The 16,449-nt window shown below is 71.3% G+C and carries 16 protein-coding genes; 6 read left to right on the top strand and 10 right to left on the bottom strand.

Annotated features, from left to right (window positions below):
* On the bottom strand, positions 1-845 hold an 845-nt coding region (locus tag M1L56_RS03785), incomplete at its 3' end, for an aldo/keto reductase (protein ID WP_248598223.1).
* Positions 846-990: 145 nt separating this feature from the next.
* On the bottom strand, positions 991-1,923 hold the full coding sequence (locus M1L56_RS03780; RefSeq protein WP_248598222.1) for a LysR family transcriptional regulator: 933 nt from the start codon (positions 1,921-1,923) through the stop codon (positions 991-993).
* 77 nt (positions 1,924-2,000) lie between these two features.
* Here M1L56_RS03780 and M1L56_RS03775 point away from each other — a divergent pair, with 77 nt between their 5' ends.
* Positions 2,001-3,737: an L-aspartate oxidase gene (locus M1L56_RS03775; protein WP_248598221.1), complete on the top strand. Its 1,737-nt coding sequence runs from the start codon at positions 2,001-2,003 to the stop codon at positions 3,735-3,737.
* A 1-nt stretch (position 3,738) separates the two neighbouring features.
* Here the strand turns inward: M1L56_RS03775 and M1L56_RS03770 are convergent, their stop codons facing one another.
* Positions 3,739-3,996, bottom strand: a complete 258-nt coding sequence (locus M1L56_RS03770; RefSeq protein WP_248598220.1) for a hypothetical protein — start codon at positions 3,994-3,996, stop codon at positions 3,739-3,741.
* Between the two features lie 352 nt (positions 3,997-4,348).
* Between M1L56_RS03770 and arr (M1L56_RS03765) the strand changes: the two genes are divergently transcribed.
* Positions 4,349-4,756 carry an NAD(+)--rifampin ADP-ribosyltransferase gene (arr, locus tag M1L56_RS03765; RefSeq protein ID WP_248598219.1) on the top strand — a complete coding sequence of 136 codons (408 nt, stop codon included), beginning with the start codon at positions 4,349-4,351 and terminating at the stop codon, positions 4,754-4,756.
* A 93-nt stretch (positions 4,757-4,849) separates the two neighbouring features.
* Here the strand turns inward: arr (M1L56_RS03765) and M1L56_RS03760 are convergent, their stop codons facing one another.
* Complete coding sequence (locus M1L56_RS03760; RefSeq protein WP_248598218.1) at positions 4,850-5,374, bottom strand: DUF1269 domain-containing protein; 525 nt, start codon at positions 5,372-5,374, stop codon at positions 4,850-4,852.
* A gap of 225 nt (positions 5,375-5,599) precedes the next feature.
* Between M1L56_RS03760 and M1L56_RS03755 the strand changes: the two genes are divergently transcribed.
* On the top strand, positions 5,600-6,268 hold the full coding sequence (locus M1L56_RS03755; protein WP_248598217.1) for a hypothetical protein: 669 nt from the start codon (positions 5,600-5,602) through the stop codon (positions 6,266-6,268).
* Between the two features lie 42 nt (positions 6,269-6,310).
* On the top strand, positions 6,311-7,333 hold the full coding sequence (locus M1L56_RS03750) for an LLM class flavin-dependent oxidoreductase (RefSeq protein WP_248598216.1): 1,023 nt from the start codon (positions 6,311-6,313) through the stop codon (positions 7,331-7,333).
* 37 nt (positions 7,334-7,370) lie between these two features.
* Here M1L56_RS03750 and M1L56_RS03745 read toward each other — a convergent pair whose 3' ends face one another.
* From M1L56_RS03745 to M1L56_RS03735, 3 genes are read right to left on the bottom strand one after another with little or no spacing between them, the layout of a single operon-like run.
* Positions 7,371-8,981, bottom strand: a complete 1,611-nt coding sequence (locus M1L56_RS03745; protein WP_248598230.1) for a thiamine pyrophosphate-binding protein — start codon at positions 8,979-8,981, stop codon at positions 7,371-7,373.
* A gap of 20 nt (positions 8,982-9,001) precedes the next feature.
* Positions 9,002-10,672 carry an amidohydrolase gene (locus M1L56_RS03740; protein WP_248598215.1) on the bottom strand — a complete coding sequence of 557 codons (1,671 nt, stop codon included), beginning with the start codon at positions 10,670-10,672 and terminating at the stop codon, positions 9,002-9,004.
* Positions 10,669-11,991: an MFS transporter gene (locus M1L56_RS03735; protein ID WP_067946011.1), complete on the bottom strand. Its 1,323-nt coding sequence runs from the start codon at positions 11,989-11,991 to the stop codon at positions 10,669-10,671. The genes M1L56_RS03740 and M1L56_RS03735 overlap by 4 nt, the downstream gene beginning before the upstream one ends.
* A 272-nt stretch (positions 11,992-12,263) precedes the next feature.
* Here M1L56_RS03735 and M1L56_RS03730 point away from each other — a divergent pair, with 272 nt between their 5' ends.
* Both M1L56_RS03730 and arr (M1L56_RS03725) read left to right on the top strand, forming a co-directional pair.
* On the top strand, positions 12,264-13,175 hold the full coding sequence (locus tag M1L56_RS03730; RefSeq protein WP_248598214.1) for an Lrp/AsnC family transcriptional regulator: 912 nt from the start codon (positions 12,264-12,266) through the stop codon (positions 13,173-13,175).
* 23 nt (positions 13,176-13,198) lie between these two features.
* The gene (gene arr, locus M1L56_RS03725; RefSeq protein WP_248598213.1) at positions 13,199-13,606 is read left to right on the top strand and encodes an NAD(+)--rifampin ADP-ribosyltransferase; all 408 of its coding nucleotides are present in this window, start codon (positions 13,199-13,201) and stop codon (positions 13,604-13,606) included.
* 164 nt (positions 13,607-13,770) lie between these two features.
* Here arr (M1L56_RS03725) and M1L56_RS03720 read toward each other — a convergent pair whose 3' ends face one another.
* The 3 genes from M1L56_RS03720 to M1L56_RS16065 form a co-directional block, all read right to left on the bottom strand.
* Positions 13,771-14,205 (bottom strand): DUF488 domain-containing protein, encoded by a 435-nt coding sequence (locus M1L56_RS03720; RefSeq protein WP_248598212.1) that lies wholly within the window; start codon positions 14,203-14,205, stop codon positions 13,771-13,773.
* Positions 14,206-14,560: 355 nt separating this feature from the next.
* Positions 14,561-15,349, bottom strand: coding sequence for an SDR family NAD(P)-dependent oxidoreductase (locus tag M1L56_RS03715; protein WP_248598211.1), 789 nt, complete (start codon positions 15,347-15,349; stop codon positions 14,561-14,563).
* The gene (locus M1L56_RS16065) at positions 15,309-16,448 is read right to left on the bottom strand and encodes an NAD(+)/NADH kinase (protein WP_248598210.1); all 1,140 of its coding nucleotides are present in this window, start codon (positions 16,446-16,448) and stop codon (positions 15,309-15,311) included. The genes M1L56_RS03715 and M1L56_RS16065 overlap by 41 nt, the downstream gene beginning before the upstream one ends.
* Position 16,449: the final 1 nt, after the last annotated feature.

The raw sequence follows: 16,449 nt of genomic DNA, 5'->3' as shown, positions 1-16,449 counted from the left end.
GCGCCGAGCCCGACGCCCCGCGATCGCAGGTCGTCGGCGAACGCCCGGCGCAGCTCGTCGTCGACCGTGAGCTCGGCCGCGGCGATGGAGTCGAGCACCGACTCGACGCGGGTCGAGCCGATGACGGGCCACGCGCCCGGCATGGCGTCGAGCATCGCGGCGAGCGCGGATCGGTGCACCGAGACGCCCCGGCTCCGGGCGATCGCGGCGACGCGGGGCACGTGCGTCGCGAGCGGGTCCGCGCGGGGGCCGCCGAACGGCGCGTACGCGAGGAAGGGGATGCCGGCGTCGACGCAGTAGCGGTACTCGGTCGCGCGGTCGATCCCGAGGGCGAAGCGGTTCTCCACGGCGTCGAGGGTCGTGATCGAGCGGGCGCGATCGAGCTGCTCGATGGACGCGTTCGACAGGCCGATCGCCTCGACGACTCCCTCGTCGCGCAGGGCCGCGAGCTCGCGGACGGACGCCTCGAGGTCCTCCACGCGGTCGGCGCGATGCAGCAGCAGGAGCGAGGGCGGCGCGCCCAGCACCTCACGACTGCGCAGGGCGTCGGCGCGCACGCGTTCGGCGCTGCCGTCGGAGTCCCAGGCGGCCCTGCCCAGCCGGAAGTGACCGGCCTTGGTGATGATCGGGAGGCTCGGCGACTGCTCGCGCGCGACCTGGGCGATCCGCTCGCCCGCGGCGTCGTCGTCGACCGTCGCGTACGCCCGCGCGGTGTCGATCGCGACCACGCCGGCGTCGACCGCGGCGCGCACGACCTCCAGGGCGCCCTCGATGGTCGCCCCCTCTTTCAGCACGAGCGAGGCCACGCCCAGCACGACGCCGCGGCGGGGCAGCGTGAAGCTCATCGGCGGACCCCCTCGACGCCGACCCCCGGCGACGGACGCGATGTCGTCATGGTCCGAGAGTAGGGGGCGCCGGACGCCGCGACCAGCGTCGCGGCCGCAGCCGCCCCGGCTGAGCGGGCCGCCTCCCGGTCGTAGCAGTCCCGCCTCAACCGCCGCCCGCGACCCGCATCGTCTCCCCCGCCCGCCCCGCGAACGCCGTCGCCGTCTCCGCGATGGTGCGCTGCATGACGTCGACCGCGGCGGTCGGCGCGACATCCGCTGGCCTGGCCAGGCTGATCGTGCGCTCGAGCGTGGACGCCTCGAGTCGCACGGCACGCAGTCCGGGCCGGTCGATAAGCACCATCGCGGGCACGATCGCCACCCCGAGGCCGCGCTCGGCGAAGCGCAGCACGGCGTCCATCTCCGCGCCCTCGAGCACGACCTCGGGGGTGAGCCCGGCGGCGCGGAACGCGGCATCCGTCGTCGACCGCAGGTCGTAGGTCGAGCTGAAGACGATCTGCGGCAGGCGCGCGACCTCGGCGAGCGAGATGCTGGGGTCGTCCGTCACGGGCGCGGCGGCGGCGGATGACACGACGACGAGCTCTTCGACGAGCAGCGGCGTCACGGTGAAGCGCTCGGCGGTCGTGGCATCCGAGGTGACGATGAGCGCGAGGTCGAGTTCGCCGCTGCCGAGCTCGTCGAGCAACCCCCGCGACCCCTGCTCGGACAGGTGCAGCTCGATGCCCGGGTGCTCGGCGTGGAACGCGCTGAGCACCTCGGCGACGAGGCTGATGCAGAGCGTCGGCGTCGCGCCGAGCCGCACTCGGCCGCGCTCGAGGCCCGCGAGTTCGGCGAGCTCCCGCCGCACCGACTCGGCGTCGGCGAGCATGCGGCGCGCGAGCGGCAGCAGCGCCTCGCCCGCGACGGTCAGCGTCGAGCCGCCGCGGGCACGCTGGAACAGCTCGGCGCCGAGGCTCTGCTCGAGCGCGGCGATCTGCCGACTCAGTGACGGCTGGGCGAGGTAGAGCTCTTCGGCCGCGCGCGTGAAGTTGCCGAACCGCGCGACCTCGACGAACGACCGGAGCTGCTCGAGGTTCATGACGATAGCGTACGCGCATGGTTTCGACGCACAAGATGCATTGGACGCATTCGAGGCCCGTCCCTACCGTGGAACGCATGACCACTGCAGAGCGCCAGATCTCCACGACCGTCCTCGTGATCGGCACGGGCGGCTCCGGCCTGCGCGCCGCGATCGAGCTCGCCGAGGCGGGCGTCGACGTGCTCGCCCTCGGCAAGCGCGCGAAGTCCGACGCGCACACCGCCCTCGCCGCGGGCGGCATCAACGCCGCCCTCGCGACCATGGACCCCGACGACAGCTGGCAGCAGCACGCGGCCGACACGCTGAAGGAGAGCTACCTCCTCGCTAACCCGCACACCGTCGAGATCGTCACGAAGAACGCGGGCCGCGGCATCCAGGACCTCGAGCGCTACGGCATGCCGTTCGCCCGCGAGGAGGACGGTCGCATCTCGCAGCGCTTCTTCGGCGCGCACACGTACCGCCGCACGGCGTTCGCGGGCGACTACACAGGCCTCGAGATCCAGCGCACGCTCGTCAACCGGGCCGCACAGCTCGGAGTGCCGATCCTGGACACCGTCTACGTGACGCGCATCCTCGTGAACGACGACGGCGCGGTGTTCGGCGCCTACGGCTTCGACCTCGAGGACGGCACGCGCTACCTCATCCACGCCGACGCGGTCATCCTCGCGGCCGGCGGCCACAACCGGATCTGGCGTCGCACGTCGTCGCGCCGCGACGAGAACACGGGCGACTCGTGGCGCCTCGCCGTCGAGGCGGGCGGCCGGGTGCGCGACCCCGAGCTGGTGCAGTTCCACCCGTCGGGAATCCTCGAGCCCGAGAACGCGGCCGGCACCCTCATCAGCGAGGCGGCGCGCGGCGAGGGCGGCATCCTCACCAACGGACTCGGCGAGCGCTTCATGTCGAAGTACGACCCCGAGCGCATGGAGCTCTCGACGCGCGACCGCGTCGCCCTCGCGGCCTACACCGAGATCAAGGAGGGTCGCGGCACCCCCAATGGCGGTGTCTGGCTGGATGTCTCGCACCTGCCGCGCGAGACGATCATGCAGCGCCTCCCCCGCGTGTACCAGACCATGCTCGAGCTGCAGATGCGCGACATCACGAAGGAGCCGATCGAGATCGCGCCCACCGCGCACTACTCGATGGGCGGCGTGTGGGTGCGCCCCGACGACCACGGCACCGACGTGCCGGGGCTGTACGCGATCGGCGAGGCCTCCTCGGGACTGCACGGCGCGAACCGGCTGGGCGGCAACTCCCTCATCGAGCTGCTCGTGTTCGGCCGCATCGTGGGCCAGGCCGCGGCCGAGTACTCGCGCGGGCTCGCCGCGCAGCGCCGCTCGGCGGCCGCGGTCGCCGCGGCCCGCGCCGAGATCGACGACCTGCTCGCCGCGGATGGCGCGGAGAACGTGCGCGCCCTGCAGCGCGCCATCCGGAACACCATGACCGAGCACGCCGGCGTCGTGCGCGACGAGCAGGGTCTGCTCACCGGCCTCGCGGAGCTCGACGCGATCGAGGACCGCATGCGGAACATCGGCGTACACCCCGACCTCGCCGGCTATCAGGACCTCGCCCACGCGTTCGACCTCAAGTCGGCCGCGCTCGCCGCCCGCGCGACCCTCGAGGCCGCCCTCGAACGACGCGAGACCCGGGGATGCCACAACCGCAGCGACTTCCCCGAGACGGATGCCGCGCTGCAGGTCAACCTCGTCTGGTCGCCCACGACCGGCGTGACCCGCGAGGAGATCCCGTCGATCCCCGCGGAGATCGCGGCGCTCATGGACCGCGAGGTGTCGGTCGCGGGCAAGCTGCTCGAGTAGGTCAGCCGGCCGGAACCCGCTCGATGTCCGCCCTGATCAGCGGCGTGAGCACGAGCGCACCGCCGGCGACGGTGAGCAGTGAGGGGATGACGTACATCGGCCACGGTGCGACGTAGTCCACCAATTGTCCGTCGACGACGAGGTTGTGTCCCGAGAGCATCGACACTTCCTGGAAACCGGCGGTCATGTAGAAGAGCACCAACCCCAACAGGAGGCATACGGTTCCGACGGCGATGGCGAAGAGAGCACGTGTCTGCACGGGATCAGCCTCACATCAAGGCGCGGCGCGCACCAGCACCGCGAGAGGGCTCCTACTCCTCGAGTCCGTCGTCGGTGGGGCGGGTCCGCGCCCGAGTGGATCTCCTCGACTGCGTCAGCCGACGGCTCCGGCGTCGCCTCCCCGATCGACGGCAACGGTTCGACCGGCTCGTACTGGGGCGCGCACCCGGCGAGGGCGAGGAGGGCGAGCAGCGCGACGGCGGGCGCGACGGGACGGAGCTTCACGTGGCATCCGTCGTGGTTCGGTAGGGCGAGTCCGTGCAGCAGTATGCCCTCGGCGACTCATCGGCCACACCGGTGCGTGAGCGTGAGCCGCGGCCTAGGCTGTCGCCGTGACCCAGCCAGTGGATGACGGGCCGTTCTACCACGGCACGAAGGCCGACCTGCAGGTCGGTGACCTGCTCACGCCAGGGTTCCAGTCGAACTACCGGCCCGAGATCGTGATGAACCACATCTACTTCACCGCCACGCGCGACGGCGCCGGCCTCGCGGCGGAACTCGCGGCCGGAGACGCCCCGCCGCGCGTCTACCTCGTCGAGCCGACCGGGCCGTTCGAAGACGACCCGAACGTGACCGACAAGAAGTTCCCCGGCAACCCCACCCGCTCCTACCGCAGCACCGCGCCACTGAGGGTCGTGGGCGAGGTCGAGGACTGGGTGCGGCTGACCCCAGAGCAACTGCAGGCGTGGCGGGACCGGATCGCCGCGATCAACGCCGAGCGGGGCGAGATCATCAACTGACCTGACGCCGACCGAGTCGGTTTCGTCGACAGGGCGAGCGCGCTCGCGAGGCGGAGGCCACCGCCGCTCGAAGCCCCGGAGGCCGGCGTTCGCCTAGGACTCGACCGCCTTCGCGATCCGGTCCCCGCCCTCGTCGATGGCCTTCTGCAGCGCCTCGAAGTCGTCACGGTCGATGGCCTTCTGCACCTTGCGGATCGACGTGTCGAGCGCGGCATCGACCCGGTCGAGGTAGCGGTCGTCGATGATCGCGAGGATCGCCGAGGAGTCCGGCGGCAGCGCCTCCTCGAGGTCGACGCCGATCTTCTTCTCCTCGTGGCGTTCCGCGATCTTGCCCGCGACCGCGCCGATGCCGGCGCCGACCGCGGTCGCGGCGAGCAATGGCGGAGCGAACAGCCCCACGACGAGGCCGGCGGCGCCGCCGATGAGCGCGCCCTTCGGCACCTGACCGGTTCCATGCTCGTCCACGCTGATCTTCCCGTCGGCATCGCGATGGATGACCACCGAGGAGACCAGTTCGAGGTCCTCCTCCTTCATGGCCTGGAGCTGCCGGTAGTCCTCCGCCGCGGAGGCGGCGTCCGAGTACGTCGCGATGTAGAGCATCAGGTTGTCCATCGACATGTCCATTCCCCTTCCGGATCGACCGCGGACCGGCCTCGATGGAGGCCAACGTACGACTCGGCCTGTCGGCACCTCGGGCCCTTCGTCCCGGCGCCGCGACGAGGCATCCGTTGCAGACTGGAATGGGCCAGGAGGACCAGCTCACGGGGGGAACGGATGAGCGCCTCAGACAGGGAGCGAGTTCGCGAGGACGCCCATGAGTGGCGCGGACTCATCGTCACAGGTATGTGGGCGGCCCTCGCGAGCGTCGCGTTCATCGTGGTGCAGGTCGGCATCTTCCTCGCTTGGCCGCCGCCGCGTGACAGCCGCGGCTTCTTCGAATTGCTCCTCGACAACCCCGTGCTCGGGGTCGTCGCGCTGGACGGCCTCTACATCCTGAGCAACCTGTTGGCGTTCCTGCTGTACCTGGCGCTCGCAGTCGCACTCTGGCGGGTCAGCCGTTCCGCCGTGGTCATCGCCCTCGCGTTCGGCGTGCTCGGAATGGCCGCCTACATGGCCTCTCCACGTCCGGTCGAGATGCTCAGCCTGGCCACCGCCTACGGCCAGGCGAGCGATGCCGAGCGCGTCGCGCTCATCGCGGTCGGGGACGGGATGCTCGCGACCTGGACGGGCACCGCGTTCGACGTCTACTACTTCTTCAACTTGGCGACGCTCCTCATATTCGCCATCCTGATGTTCCGGACGCCCGTGTTCCGACGATCGACCGCGATCTTCGGCCTCATCGCCGCCGCACTCATGGCCGTGCCCTCGAACTTCGGCATGGCCGGCGTCGTGTTCGCGCTGTTGTCGCTCGTGCCGTGGGCGGTGTTCGCCGTCTTGGTGGCGCGGGATCTTCGCCGCCTCGTCGCGCCGTCGGAGCGTGGTGCGGTGAACGCACCCGGCCGAGGTGGCTGATAGGTGCCGGAATGCCCCGCCGCGCCCGGCTTGGAACCCTGTATGAAGCGCATCGGTTTCCTCTCGTTCGGCCACTGGTCGAACTCGCCCGGCTCGCAGACGCGATCGGCGTCGGACGTGCTGCTGCAGTCGATCGACCTGGCGGTCGCAGCCGAGGAGGTCGGTGCCGACGGCGCCTACTTCCGGGTGCATCACTACGCGAACCAGCTCGCCAGCCCGTTCCCGCTCCTCGCAGCGGCGGGCGCCAAGACGAGTCGCATCGAGCTCGGCACGGGCGTGATCGACATGCGCTACGAGAACCCGCTGTACATGGCCGAGGATGCCGGTGCCGCCGACCTCATCGCGGGCGGGCGCCTGCAGCTCGGCGTCTCGCGCGGGTCACCCGAGCAGGTGATCGACGGCTACCGCTACTTCGGCTACGAGGCGCCCGAGGGCAGGACGATGGCGGATGTCGCCCGCGACAACACGCTGGTGTTCCTGCAGGTCATCGACGGGGCGCGGTTCGCCGAGCCGAACCCGCGCCCCATGTTCCCGCACCCGCACCCGGGGCCGCTCGGCATCCAGCCGCAATCGCCGGGCCTGCGCGACCGCATCTGGTGGGGTGCCGGTTCGGACTCGACCGCCGTGTGGGCGGCCGAGCAGGGCATGAACCTCATGAGCTCGACGCTCAAGGAGGACGAGTCGGGCGAGCCCTTCCACGTGCAGCAGCGCAAGCAGATCGAGGCGTTCCGGGCCGCCTGGGCCGAGGCGGGGCACGAGCGCGAACCGCGCGTCTCGGTGAGCCGGTCGATCTTCGCGATCACGAACGACCTGGACCGGAAGTACTTCATCGGTGGTGGCGACCGCTCCGACCAGTTCGGCGTGATCGACGACTACCGCGCCGTCTTCGGCCGCAGCTACGCCGCCGAACCGGACGTCCTCATCGAGCAGTTGCGCGAAGACGAGGCGATCGCCGCCGCCGACACCCTCCTGCTCACCGTGCCGAACCAGCTGGGCGTCGACTACAACGCGCACGTGCTCGAATCGATCCTGACGCACGTCGCGCCGGCGCTCGGCTGGCGCTAGCGCGGGCTGGACCGCTCGAGGTGGTGCGCGCCGCCGCCTACTGGCGGACGTGCACCAGCTGCACTCCCCCGTCCGCGATGGCCGAGCGGATGGCGCTGCCGAGCTCTGCACGGTCGGAAACCGGTCGGCCCGTGGCACCGAAGGCGTCGGCGAGCGCCGCCCAGTCGGGCTGCACCAGCTCGACCCCGATCGGCCGGATGCCGCGGTCCACCTCGTTCTGCCGGATCTCGGCGTACCCGCCGTTGTCGACGCAGACGATCGTCACGTCCAGGCGCTGCTCCACGGCGGTGGCGAGCTCGTTGATGGCGAACATCAGCGCTCCGTCGCCGAGCACGGCCACCACGGGCCGATCGGGCTGCGCGACCTTCGCTCCGATCGCCGCCGGAAGTCCGTAGCCGAGCGTCGCGTACGTCGGCGTGTAGAGCAGCGAATGCGGGCTCGAGCATTCGAGCACGTTCGCCAGCGCCAGGTAGATGATCTGCGACGAGTCGCCGGCCACGATGACGTCGTCGGGCAGGGCCTCCGCGATCTGCTCGGCGAGTGCGACGGTGTCGGGCGCGGTCGAGCGGATCTCGTCCGCGATCGCCCGACGGGCCGTCGAGAGGTCCGGCGACGGCCGCTCCGAGACCGGCAGCGCGGCGACGAGATCGGCGGTCACGGCAGCGCAGTCACCCACGATCCCGACGGTCGCCTCCAGGTTCTTGTCGAGTTGCGCCACCGAGCGGTCGATCCGGATGACCCGGCCGCCGGCTCGAAGCGACGGCGCCCACAACTCGGCTTCCCCGAGCTTCGAACCGAGCACGAGGACCACGTCGGCGGACTCAGCGACGGCGCGAGCCGCCGCGAGCCGCAGGTTCGACCCCAGCGACAGCGGATGGCGCTCATCGACGGTTCCCTTGCCGTTGAGCGTGGTCAGGACCGGCGCGCCGAGCCGTTCGGCAAGCGCGGTGACCTCGGCGGTCGCGCGGGTCGCGCCACCACCGGCGATGATCACCGGGGACGCCGCGGAGGCGAGCAGCTCGGCAGCCTCCCGAATCAGCCCCGCCTCGCCGCGGTCCGACGGCGGCGCGGGACGTGCCATCCGTGCTGCCGCCGGCACCTCGGCCGGCGACTCCAGCACGTCGAGCGGGATCTCGATGTGCACGGGGCGCGGCCGGCCGGTGCGGAACAGCTCGAATGCGTCGTGGACCGCGTCGACGGCCTCGGCGGCCGACGTCACCCGACGCGACCACTCCGCGATGGCCGCGACCATGGCGGAGGCGTCCTTCGTCTCGTGCAGCGTCCCGACGTCGCGGAACTCCTCGCCGAGCGCGACGCCCGGCGAGAGCACGATCAGGGGACGCGATTCGCAGAACGCGGTGCCGATGGCGCTCATCGCGTTCTGCAGTCCGGGCCCCGACGTCGTGATGACGACGCCCGGCAGCCCCGTCTGCTGCGCCCAGCCGTCGGCGCCGTAACCGGCTCCCTGTTCATGCCGGCTGGTCACCGCGCGGATGCCGAGGTCGGCGAGCGGACGGTACAGCTCGAGGTTGTGGGTGCCCGGGATGCCGAAGATCGTCGTCACCCCGTAGGCGCGGATGGTCTCGAGCACGGCCCGGCCGGCGGTGTCGGCATAGGGGGCGGCGAGGTCGACCGGCGTCTGCGTCATCGTCATGATCATCCCCTTCGTCAGGCCGCGCGGTGGCGCGGCTCCCCGCCGACCCAGGTCTCGAGCACGCTGATCCCGGCGATCCGCTCGGGCTCGACGGCGAGCGGGTCGTCGGCGAGCACGGCGAAGTCCGCGTACTTGCCGACCTCGAGCGAACCGAGGTCGTCCTCGCGGCCGAGCGACACCGCACCCTCATAGGTATGCGCGCGCAGCGCCGCCTGCGCCGAGATCCGCAGGTCGTCGGATCCGAGCTGATGCCCCCGGCGCGTGACCCGGGTGACCGCGGTCTGGATCGCCTCGAGCGGGATCGGGTCGGCGACCGGCGCGTCCGACGAGATGGTGATCGGCACGCCCGCCGCGGCGAACTCCCCGAGCGGGTTGAACCGCTCGCCCGGGGTACCGATGGCATCCTCGACGCCCTCGCCCCAGTTGTAGTAGTGCTGCGGCTGGTTCACCGGTCGGATGCCGGCCGTCGCCATCCGCTCGATCTGCTCCGGGGTCGGCAGCCCGCAGTGCTCGATGCGATGCCGCGCGTCGTCGTCGGGCCGCTCGGCCAGCGCGGCCTCGATCGCCGAGACGACCATCTCGATCGCGGTCGGCGACTGGGCGTGCGTCGCGGTCTGCAGGCCGGCGACGTGCGCCTTGCGGATCAGCTCGGCGTACGCGGCCGGCTCGTGGTACAGCTGCCCCGTCCGACACGGATCGCCGACGTAGCCGTCCGGGAAGTACGCGGTCCAGCCACCCAGGGTGCCGTCGGCGTAGAGCTTGATGCCCGCGAAGCTCAGGTGGGCGTTGCCGAACTGGCCGACGAGCCCCATGTCGAGCGCGTCGTCGAGCAGGTGCGAGAGCAGGTACATCGAGACGCGCAGCTCGAGCCGCCCGGCTTCGGCGAGCCGCAGGTACATGTCGAACTCGCGCCGGGACACCTGCGCATCGCCGATGGTCGTGACCCCGCCGGCGAGGAAGCGCCGGGTCGCGACATCCAGCTGCCGCAGGTGCTCGTCGGGCTCGTCGGCGAGGTGGAAGTTCGGCCCGTGGTGGCCGACCTTGACGCCGTGCACCCCGGTGAGGATGTTGCACGCGGCATCCGACAACTCGCCCGTGAGCTCGCCGTCGGCGTCGCGGAAGAACTCGCCGCCGTCGGGGTTCGGGGTGTCGCGGTCGACGCCGTTGATCTCGAGCGTGTACGAGTTCACGACGCCGCCGTGCCCCGACGCGTTCATGAGGTAGACCTCGCGGTCGGTCGCCACCTCGTCGAGTTCGAAGCGGGTCGGATGGCGCTGCTCGACGAGGTTGCGGTGCTCGTAGCCGTAGCCGCGCACCGGCCGCCCCTCGGGCAGCTCGGCCGCCGCGGCCTTCAGCAGCGCGATGATCTCGGGGATGCTCGCCGCCTTCGCCGGCCCGCAGTCGACCCACGTCATCATCTGCCCGTACATCAGCGGATGCGCGTGCGGGTCGATGAATCCGGGGACGACGACCGCGTCGCCGAGGTCGGTGCGCTCGGGCGCCAGCCCGGCGGCCTCGGCCGCGGCCTCGCAGTCGGCCGTGGAGCCGATCGCGAGGATGCGGCCGCGGTCGAGGAGCATCGCCGTCGCCGTGGTGGACGCCCGGTCGACGGTGTGGATGGCGCGGGCGGTCACGATGCGTGGCGCGGTCTGGGCCGGCCGGTCGAAGGCGGTGAGCTTCCTCATGCCGTGCGGTTCGCCGTCGTGTCGGTGCGGGCCTCGAACGATGCCGTGACCGGAGCCTCGTCGGAGTGCTGCGGGGCGAGCTTCGTGCAGATGCCGGCGAGGACGGCCATGCCGGCGAACATGGCGATGACCGACCAGATGCTGCCCGTCCAGGCGATGAGCATCGTGGCGAACCAGGGCGAGAAGCCGGCCCAGATCGCGGCGCCGACGCCGTACGACAGGGCGATGGAGGTGTAGCGCGCCTGCGGGCGGAACATCTGCGCGAGGATCGCGGCGATCGGGGCGTAGGTCGCACTCATCGCGATGCGCACGAGCGAGGCGAGCAGGAAGATGAGCGGCTCGATCCGGCCCGGCAGCACCAGCATGAACGGGATGAACGTCAACACCGAGGTGACGAGTCCGATGTACATGATGTTCTTGCGGCCCCACTTGTCGCCGAGCCACGCGATCGGGAGCGTCACCACGAACTCGACGAACGAGGCGATCGTCATCGCGTCGAGGATGACCTGCTCGCTGATCGAGATGGGCTCGCCCGTCGCGTAGGCGGTGGCGAACGTGGTGGCGAGGTAGTAGCCGCCGGTCGAGATCGGCAGCAGGCCGATGCCGAGCAGGATCGGCTTCCAGTTGTTCCGCAGCGCGAACGCGAGCGGCATCGACTGCTTGCGGCCGCCGACCTTCTGCTCGAAGACCGGCGTCTCCTCGACGCGGTAGCGGACCCAGAGGCCCACGCCGATGAGCACGATCGAAAGCAGGAACGGGATGCGCCATCCGCCGTTGATGATGAAGTCGTCGCCGAAGCGGGTCATGATCGCGAACACGCCCGACGCGAGCAGGGCACCCGCCGGGTTGCCGAGCTGGGTGAAGCCGCCGTAGAAGGTCTTCGACTTCTCGGGCGCGTGCTCGACGCTCATGAGCACCGCGCCGCCCCACTCGCCGCCGACCGCGAGGCCCTGCAGCGCGCGGAGGAAGATCAGGAGGATGGGTGCGGCGAGGCCGATCGTCTCGTACGTCGGCAGCAGGCCGACCAGCACGGTGGCGATGCCCATGAGCAGGAGCGTGAGCACCAGCGAGAGCCGGCGGCCGAGCTTGTCGCCGATGTGGCCGAAGAGGATGCCACCGAACGGCCGCACGACGAAGGCGACGGCGAACGTCGCGAACGCGGCTGCGGTCTCGGCGAGCGGGTCGCCGCTCGGGAAGAACAGGGGGCCGAAGACGAGCGCCGCCGCGGTGGCGTAGACGTAGAAGTCGTACCACTCGATGGTGGTGCCGACGAATGCCGCGAACCCGGCACGCCTGGCCGATCTGTGCGATGTGGTCATGACCGCTCCTTTGCGGATGGATGCTCCTGGGCCCAGCGAGACGTGGGCGCCGTTCGGGGATGCGCCGCCGAAGAGCCGGCGACGCGTGAAGGTTATGGCTCCGGCCGGAGGGCGGCAACCACGGAACTCCAGCGGAGAGCAGCATCCGCTGGATTTCTGCACGGGCGCTCGTGCATTTCTGCACTTGGTGCTGACTTTCAGCCCGCGTACGCTGGTGATATGTCACGGGGCTTGCGCGTTCGAAGGAATCTCGGTGAATCGGGCGGACGGCGATGAACTTCGACGCCGACCTCATCCGCGCGCTGCAGGACGACGGCCGCGCGAGCATCCACGATCTGGCCCTGCGGCTGGGCCACTCGCGGGCCGCCGTCTCGTCGCGCCTTCGGGCGATGGTGCGGGATGGCACGGTTCGCGTCATGGCGGCGGTCGATCCCGCGTTCCTCGGCCAGAACGTGCTCGCCCACGTGTCCATCCGAACGGATGGCGCGACCGAGCCCGTCGCCGAGCACCTTCGCGGCGTCACCGAGACGGTGCTCGTCTCCGCGGTTGGCGGGGTCCACGACCTCGTCACCGAGATCCGGCTCGGCACCATGCCGGCGCTCCACGCCCTGCTCGCCGAGATCCGCGCGCTGCCCGGCGTCGTCGACATCAACACGCTGATCTACTCGAAGGTGATCAAGGGCTTCTTCGTCTCCGAGTACCGCGGCGGCGTCAGGATCGACGGGATCGACGCCGAGCTCATCGAGCACCTGCAGCGCGACGGTCGCGCGAGCTTCCGCGCACTGGGCGAGGCGGTGCGGCTCTCGCCGTCCGCGGTCGCGACGCGCGTCGAGCGGCTCATCTCGGGCGGCGTCATCAAGATCAGCGCCGTCGAGGCGCGCGGGCTCGCGCAGCGCCAGCTCTCGCTCGGCGTCGGGCTCAACCTGTCCGGCAACGACGACGCGGTCATCGAGGCGATCCGCGGATGGCGCGGCATCGACTTCGCGGCCCGCACGCTCGGCCGGTTCGACCTCGTGATGACGCTCGTCGAGCCCTCCCCCGGCGCCCTGTACGAGGCGCTCGAGCGCATCCGCGCCCTACCGGGGGTGAGCCACACCGAGTCGTGGTTCCACCTCGCGGTGCTGAAGGAGGACTACACCCGGACGCTGCGCGCGGCGGAGGTGATCACGGCGGGGCAGGCGTGAGCCGGGCGGCCTAGGCTGTCGGCGTGACCCAGCCGCTGGATGACGGGCCGTTCTACCACGGCACGAAAGCCGACCTGCAGGTCGGCGACCTGCTCACGGCGGGGTTCCAGTCGAACTACCGGCCGGAGATCGTGATGAACCACATCTACTTCACGGCGACCCGCGACGGCGCGGGCCTCGCGGCGGAGCTCGCGGCCGGAGACGCCCCGCCGCGCGTCTACCTCGTCGAGCCGACCGGACCGTTCGAGGACGACCCGAACGTCACCGACAAGAAGTTCCCCGGCAACCCCACCCGCTCGTACCGCAGCAGCGCGCCGCTCCGGGTCGTGGGCGAGGTCGACGACTGGGTGCGCCTGACCCCCGAGCAACTGCAGGCGTGGCGGGACCGGATCGCCGCGATCAACGCCGAGCGGGGCGAGATCATCAACTGACGTCGTCCGCTTCCCGCCCCCTGGACCGGGCGCCGGCCGGCACGGCACGGCATGGCCGGATGGCAGCACCTCGCCTCTCCGTCGACTCCCCTGTCGAGCTTGAACGCCTCCACGTGATCGCCACGGCAAGCCGGCGTCACGCCTCCCGAGGTGATCAGGTGTGATCAGAGGTGGACGACCTCGATATCGCCCCAAGCGGCCGCCATGTACTCGGCGGCCAGTCTGCGGTGGCAGTGCTCCGGCGTGGGCTCCGAGCAGAGCAGAACCGCGTTATCGAAGTCTTCGGGGCGGAGCGAGGTTTCGACGTGACGCTCGCGGATGACCTCGAGGTACGCGCCCGCGTACGTCTCCCAGGACAGCTTGCCCTTCTTGTACGCGGCCAAGAGCTCGTCACTCGGCGCCAAGCGCAGCTCGTGCCGGTAGGACATGTCGCACAACTCCCGCGCGAAGAACTGCAGGTCGTCGCGCTTCGTGAAGCCGGCGAGTTGCGAGACGTTGTTCAGGCGGGTGTCGACGAGCGTCGTCGCGCCACTGTGGCGAAGCAGTCCGAAGAACTGAGCCGCGGACTTCTTCGTGAACCCGATCGTGAACAGCTTCACTGGGCGTCACTTTCGGGCGTGGCTGCGGCGATCTGCTGTCCCTGAAGGCGCCGAGCAAGGCCGAACGGGTCGATCGGCAACGGAGAGGCTTCGAGCGTGAGAACGTTCGGCACGGTCAGCGACCTCCTTCAGCCGCGAGATCCTTCATGACCAGACCCGCGGATCAAGCTCAAACTACTCGCAATGCTCGACCGGGTGCGCCCGCTTGCGCCGCCGCGGGTGACCTGCACGAGCCGATTCGAGGCCGCGGGGCAACGTCACGCCACCGACGGTTCAACTGCCGCGAACCGCAGGGGCGGGAGCCGGCTGCCGGCGCGTGACGCGAGCCCGCGATGCACCGCGATTCGGAATCCGGCTATGCGATCCCCCCGCCGTCCACGACGAGTGCCGAGCCCGTGACGTAGCTCGATTCGTCGCTCGCGAGCCAGACCACCGCCGCGGCGATCTCCCGCGGCTCGCCCATGCGTCGCAGCGGTCGGTCGGCGGCCTCCGCGAGGAACGCCGCCGTGTCCTCGCCGAGCTGCTGCGCCTCATCCCGGAGCATGCCCGTGTTCACGTCACCGGGGTTCACGGAGTTCACGCGGATGCCCTGCGGACCGTGGTCGATGGCGAGCGCGCGGGTCATGTTGACGACCGCGCCCTTGGAGGCGCAGTACGAGATGGCTCGGCCGCCGCCCTTCAGGCCCCATCCCGAGCCGGTGTTGATGATGGAGCCGCCGCCCGCGGCCGCCATGATCGGCACGACGTGCTTGCACATGAGGAAGATCGACCGGACGTTGACGCCGAAGACGCGGTCCCACTCCTCGGCGCTCGTCTCGACGGCGGTCGTGCGTCGGATGATGCCCGCGTTGTTGAAGACGACATCCACCCCGCCGAACTCGGCCACCGTGGTGGCCACGACGCGTTCGATGTCGGCCTCGCTCGAGACATCCGCCTGGAGGCCGATCGCCCGGAAGCCCGCGTCGCGGATCTCGGCAGCGACCGCGTCGGCGGCCTCGCCGTTCACGTCGACGACCGCGACCGCGGCGCCCTCGGCGGCGAGGGCCATGGCGGTGGCGCGGCCGATGCCGCCCGCCCCTCCGGTGACGATCGCCTTCTTCTGCTCAAGCCGCATGGTCTGCTGCTCCTTCGTTCTCTGTTGCATGGACTGGGTAGATGCTGGTGGTGGATGGGCCCGTGACGACCCGCACGAACCCGGCGAGCCGGGCGTCCACGCGGGTGTCGCCGGTGTCGACGAGGAGCGGACGCCCCCCGAGGTCGATGAGCTTCTGCTCGGGCGCGACCGCGAGCACGGGGTCGTCGCCCATCGCGTCGAGCACGCGCGCCGAGAGCTGCTGGTTGCCGCGGCCGAGCAGGAAGCCCTGCCCGCCGATGATCGAGACGATCGCCTGGGCGGGCCCGCCGGCGACCTGGTCGAGCAGGTCCCGCTCGGAGGCGCCTGCGGCGATGACCCGGCCGTCGAGCACGACGTCGACGCCGAGCGGGGTCTTCTCGACACCCAGTTCGCGCGCGACCTCGGCCATGGTGCCGCCCGGGCCGAGCAGGTACCGCACCCCGGGGCGCATCCGGGCGACCGCCCCCCGTGCGGCGAGGCGCACCGCCGCCCGCTCATCGGCCGGGGTCGCCGCCTTGCGCGCCTGGGTGCGCCCGGGCCGGAACGGCACCCGGACCGTGGCGTAGAGTCGCGGCTCGACGCGCGCGCGGCGCAATTGCGCCTCGTCGACGTCGAGCACCTCGCGCTCCACGGTCGGGAGCCCGCGTTGCTCGACCCAGGCGGCGGCGAGCGCTCCGGCGGCGCTCGGGCCGACCGCGAAGACCGGCGAGTACATCTTGACGCCGGCGGGGATGCCGAGCGCGACCGCCCCGGAGGGGAGGCCTGCCGCGACATCCCGTGCGGTGCCGTCGCCGCCCGCGAAGAGCACCAGTTCGACGCCCACGTCGGCGAGCGCGCGAGCGGCCGCCGTCGTGTCCGACGGAGACGTCGGCGAGCGCGGATGCCAGACCACGATGGGTTCGAGCCCGGCGGCGCGGACCGCGTCCGCTCCCATCGAGCCGGCCGCCGTCACGATCCGCTCATCGGGTCGCGCGGATGCCACGACGGCGAGCGCCGCACTGGCACGCTCGGCGGCCCGCGGGCGTGCGCCCCGCTCGCCGGCCCGGCGCTGCACCTCGGTGCCGTCGCTGCCGGCGAGCCCGGCGGGCCCGCCGACGCCCGCGACGGGGTTCACGATGAGACCGATCACG

This window comes from Agromyces sp. C10, from assembly GCF_023217995.1.
In the GTDB taxonomy this organism is placed as follows: Bacteria; Actinomycetota; Actinomycetes; order Actinomycetales; family Microbacteriaceae; genus Agromyces; species Agromyces indicus.
This window is presented reverse-complemented; position numbering and strand designations above follow the sequence as displayed.

Bases quoted from the DNA above. Each gene is read 5' to 3' on its own strand.
- M1L56_RS03780 (WP_248598222.1), bottom strand. From the start codon at position 1,923: ATGAACCTCGAGCAGCTCCGGTCGTTCGTCGAGGTCGCGCGGTTCGGC.
- M1L56_RS03775 (WP_248598221.1), top strand. From the start codon at position 2,001: ATGACCACTGCAGAGCGCCAGATCTCCACGACCGTCCTCGTGATCGGC.
- M1L56_RS03760 (WP_248598218.1), bottom strand. From the start codon at position 5,374: ATGTCGATGGACAACCTGATGCTCTACATCGCGACGTACTCGGACGCC.
- M1L56_RS03755 (WP_248598217.1), top strand. From the start codon at position 5,600: ATGTGGGCGGCCCTCGCGAGCGTCGCGTTCATCGTGGTGCAGGTCGGC.
- M1L56_RS03750 (WP_248598216.1), top strand. From the start codon at position 6,311: ATGAAGCGCATCGGTTTCCTCTCGTTCGGCCACTGGTCGAACTCGCCC.
- M1L56_RS03745 (WP_248598230.1), bottom strand. From the start codon at position 8,981: ATGACGCAGACGCCGGTCGACCTCGCCGCCCCCTATGCCGACACCGCC.
- M1L56_RS03740 (WP_248598215.1), bottom strand. From the start codon at position 10,672: ATGAGGAAGCTCACCGCCTTCGACCGGCCGGCCCAGACCGCGCCACGC.
- M1L56_RS03735 (WP_067946011.1), bottom strand. From the start codon at position 11,991: ATGACCACATCGCACAGATCGGCCAGGCGTGCCGGGTTCGCGGCATTC.
- M1L56_RS03730 (WP_248598214.1), top strand. From the start codon at position 12,264: ATGAACTTCGACGCCGACCTCATCCGCGCGCTGCAGGACGACGGCCGC.
- M1L56_RS03715 (WP_248598211.1), bottom strand. From the start codon at position 15,349: ATGCAACAGAGAACGAAGGAGCAGCAGACCATGCGGCTTGAGCAGAAG.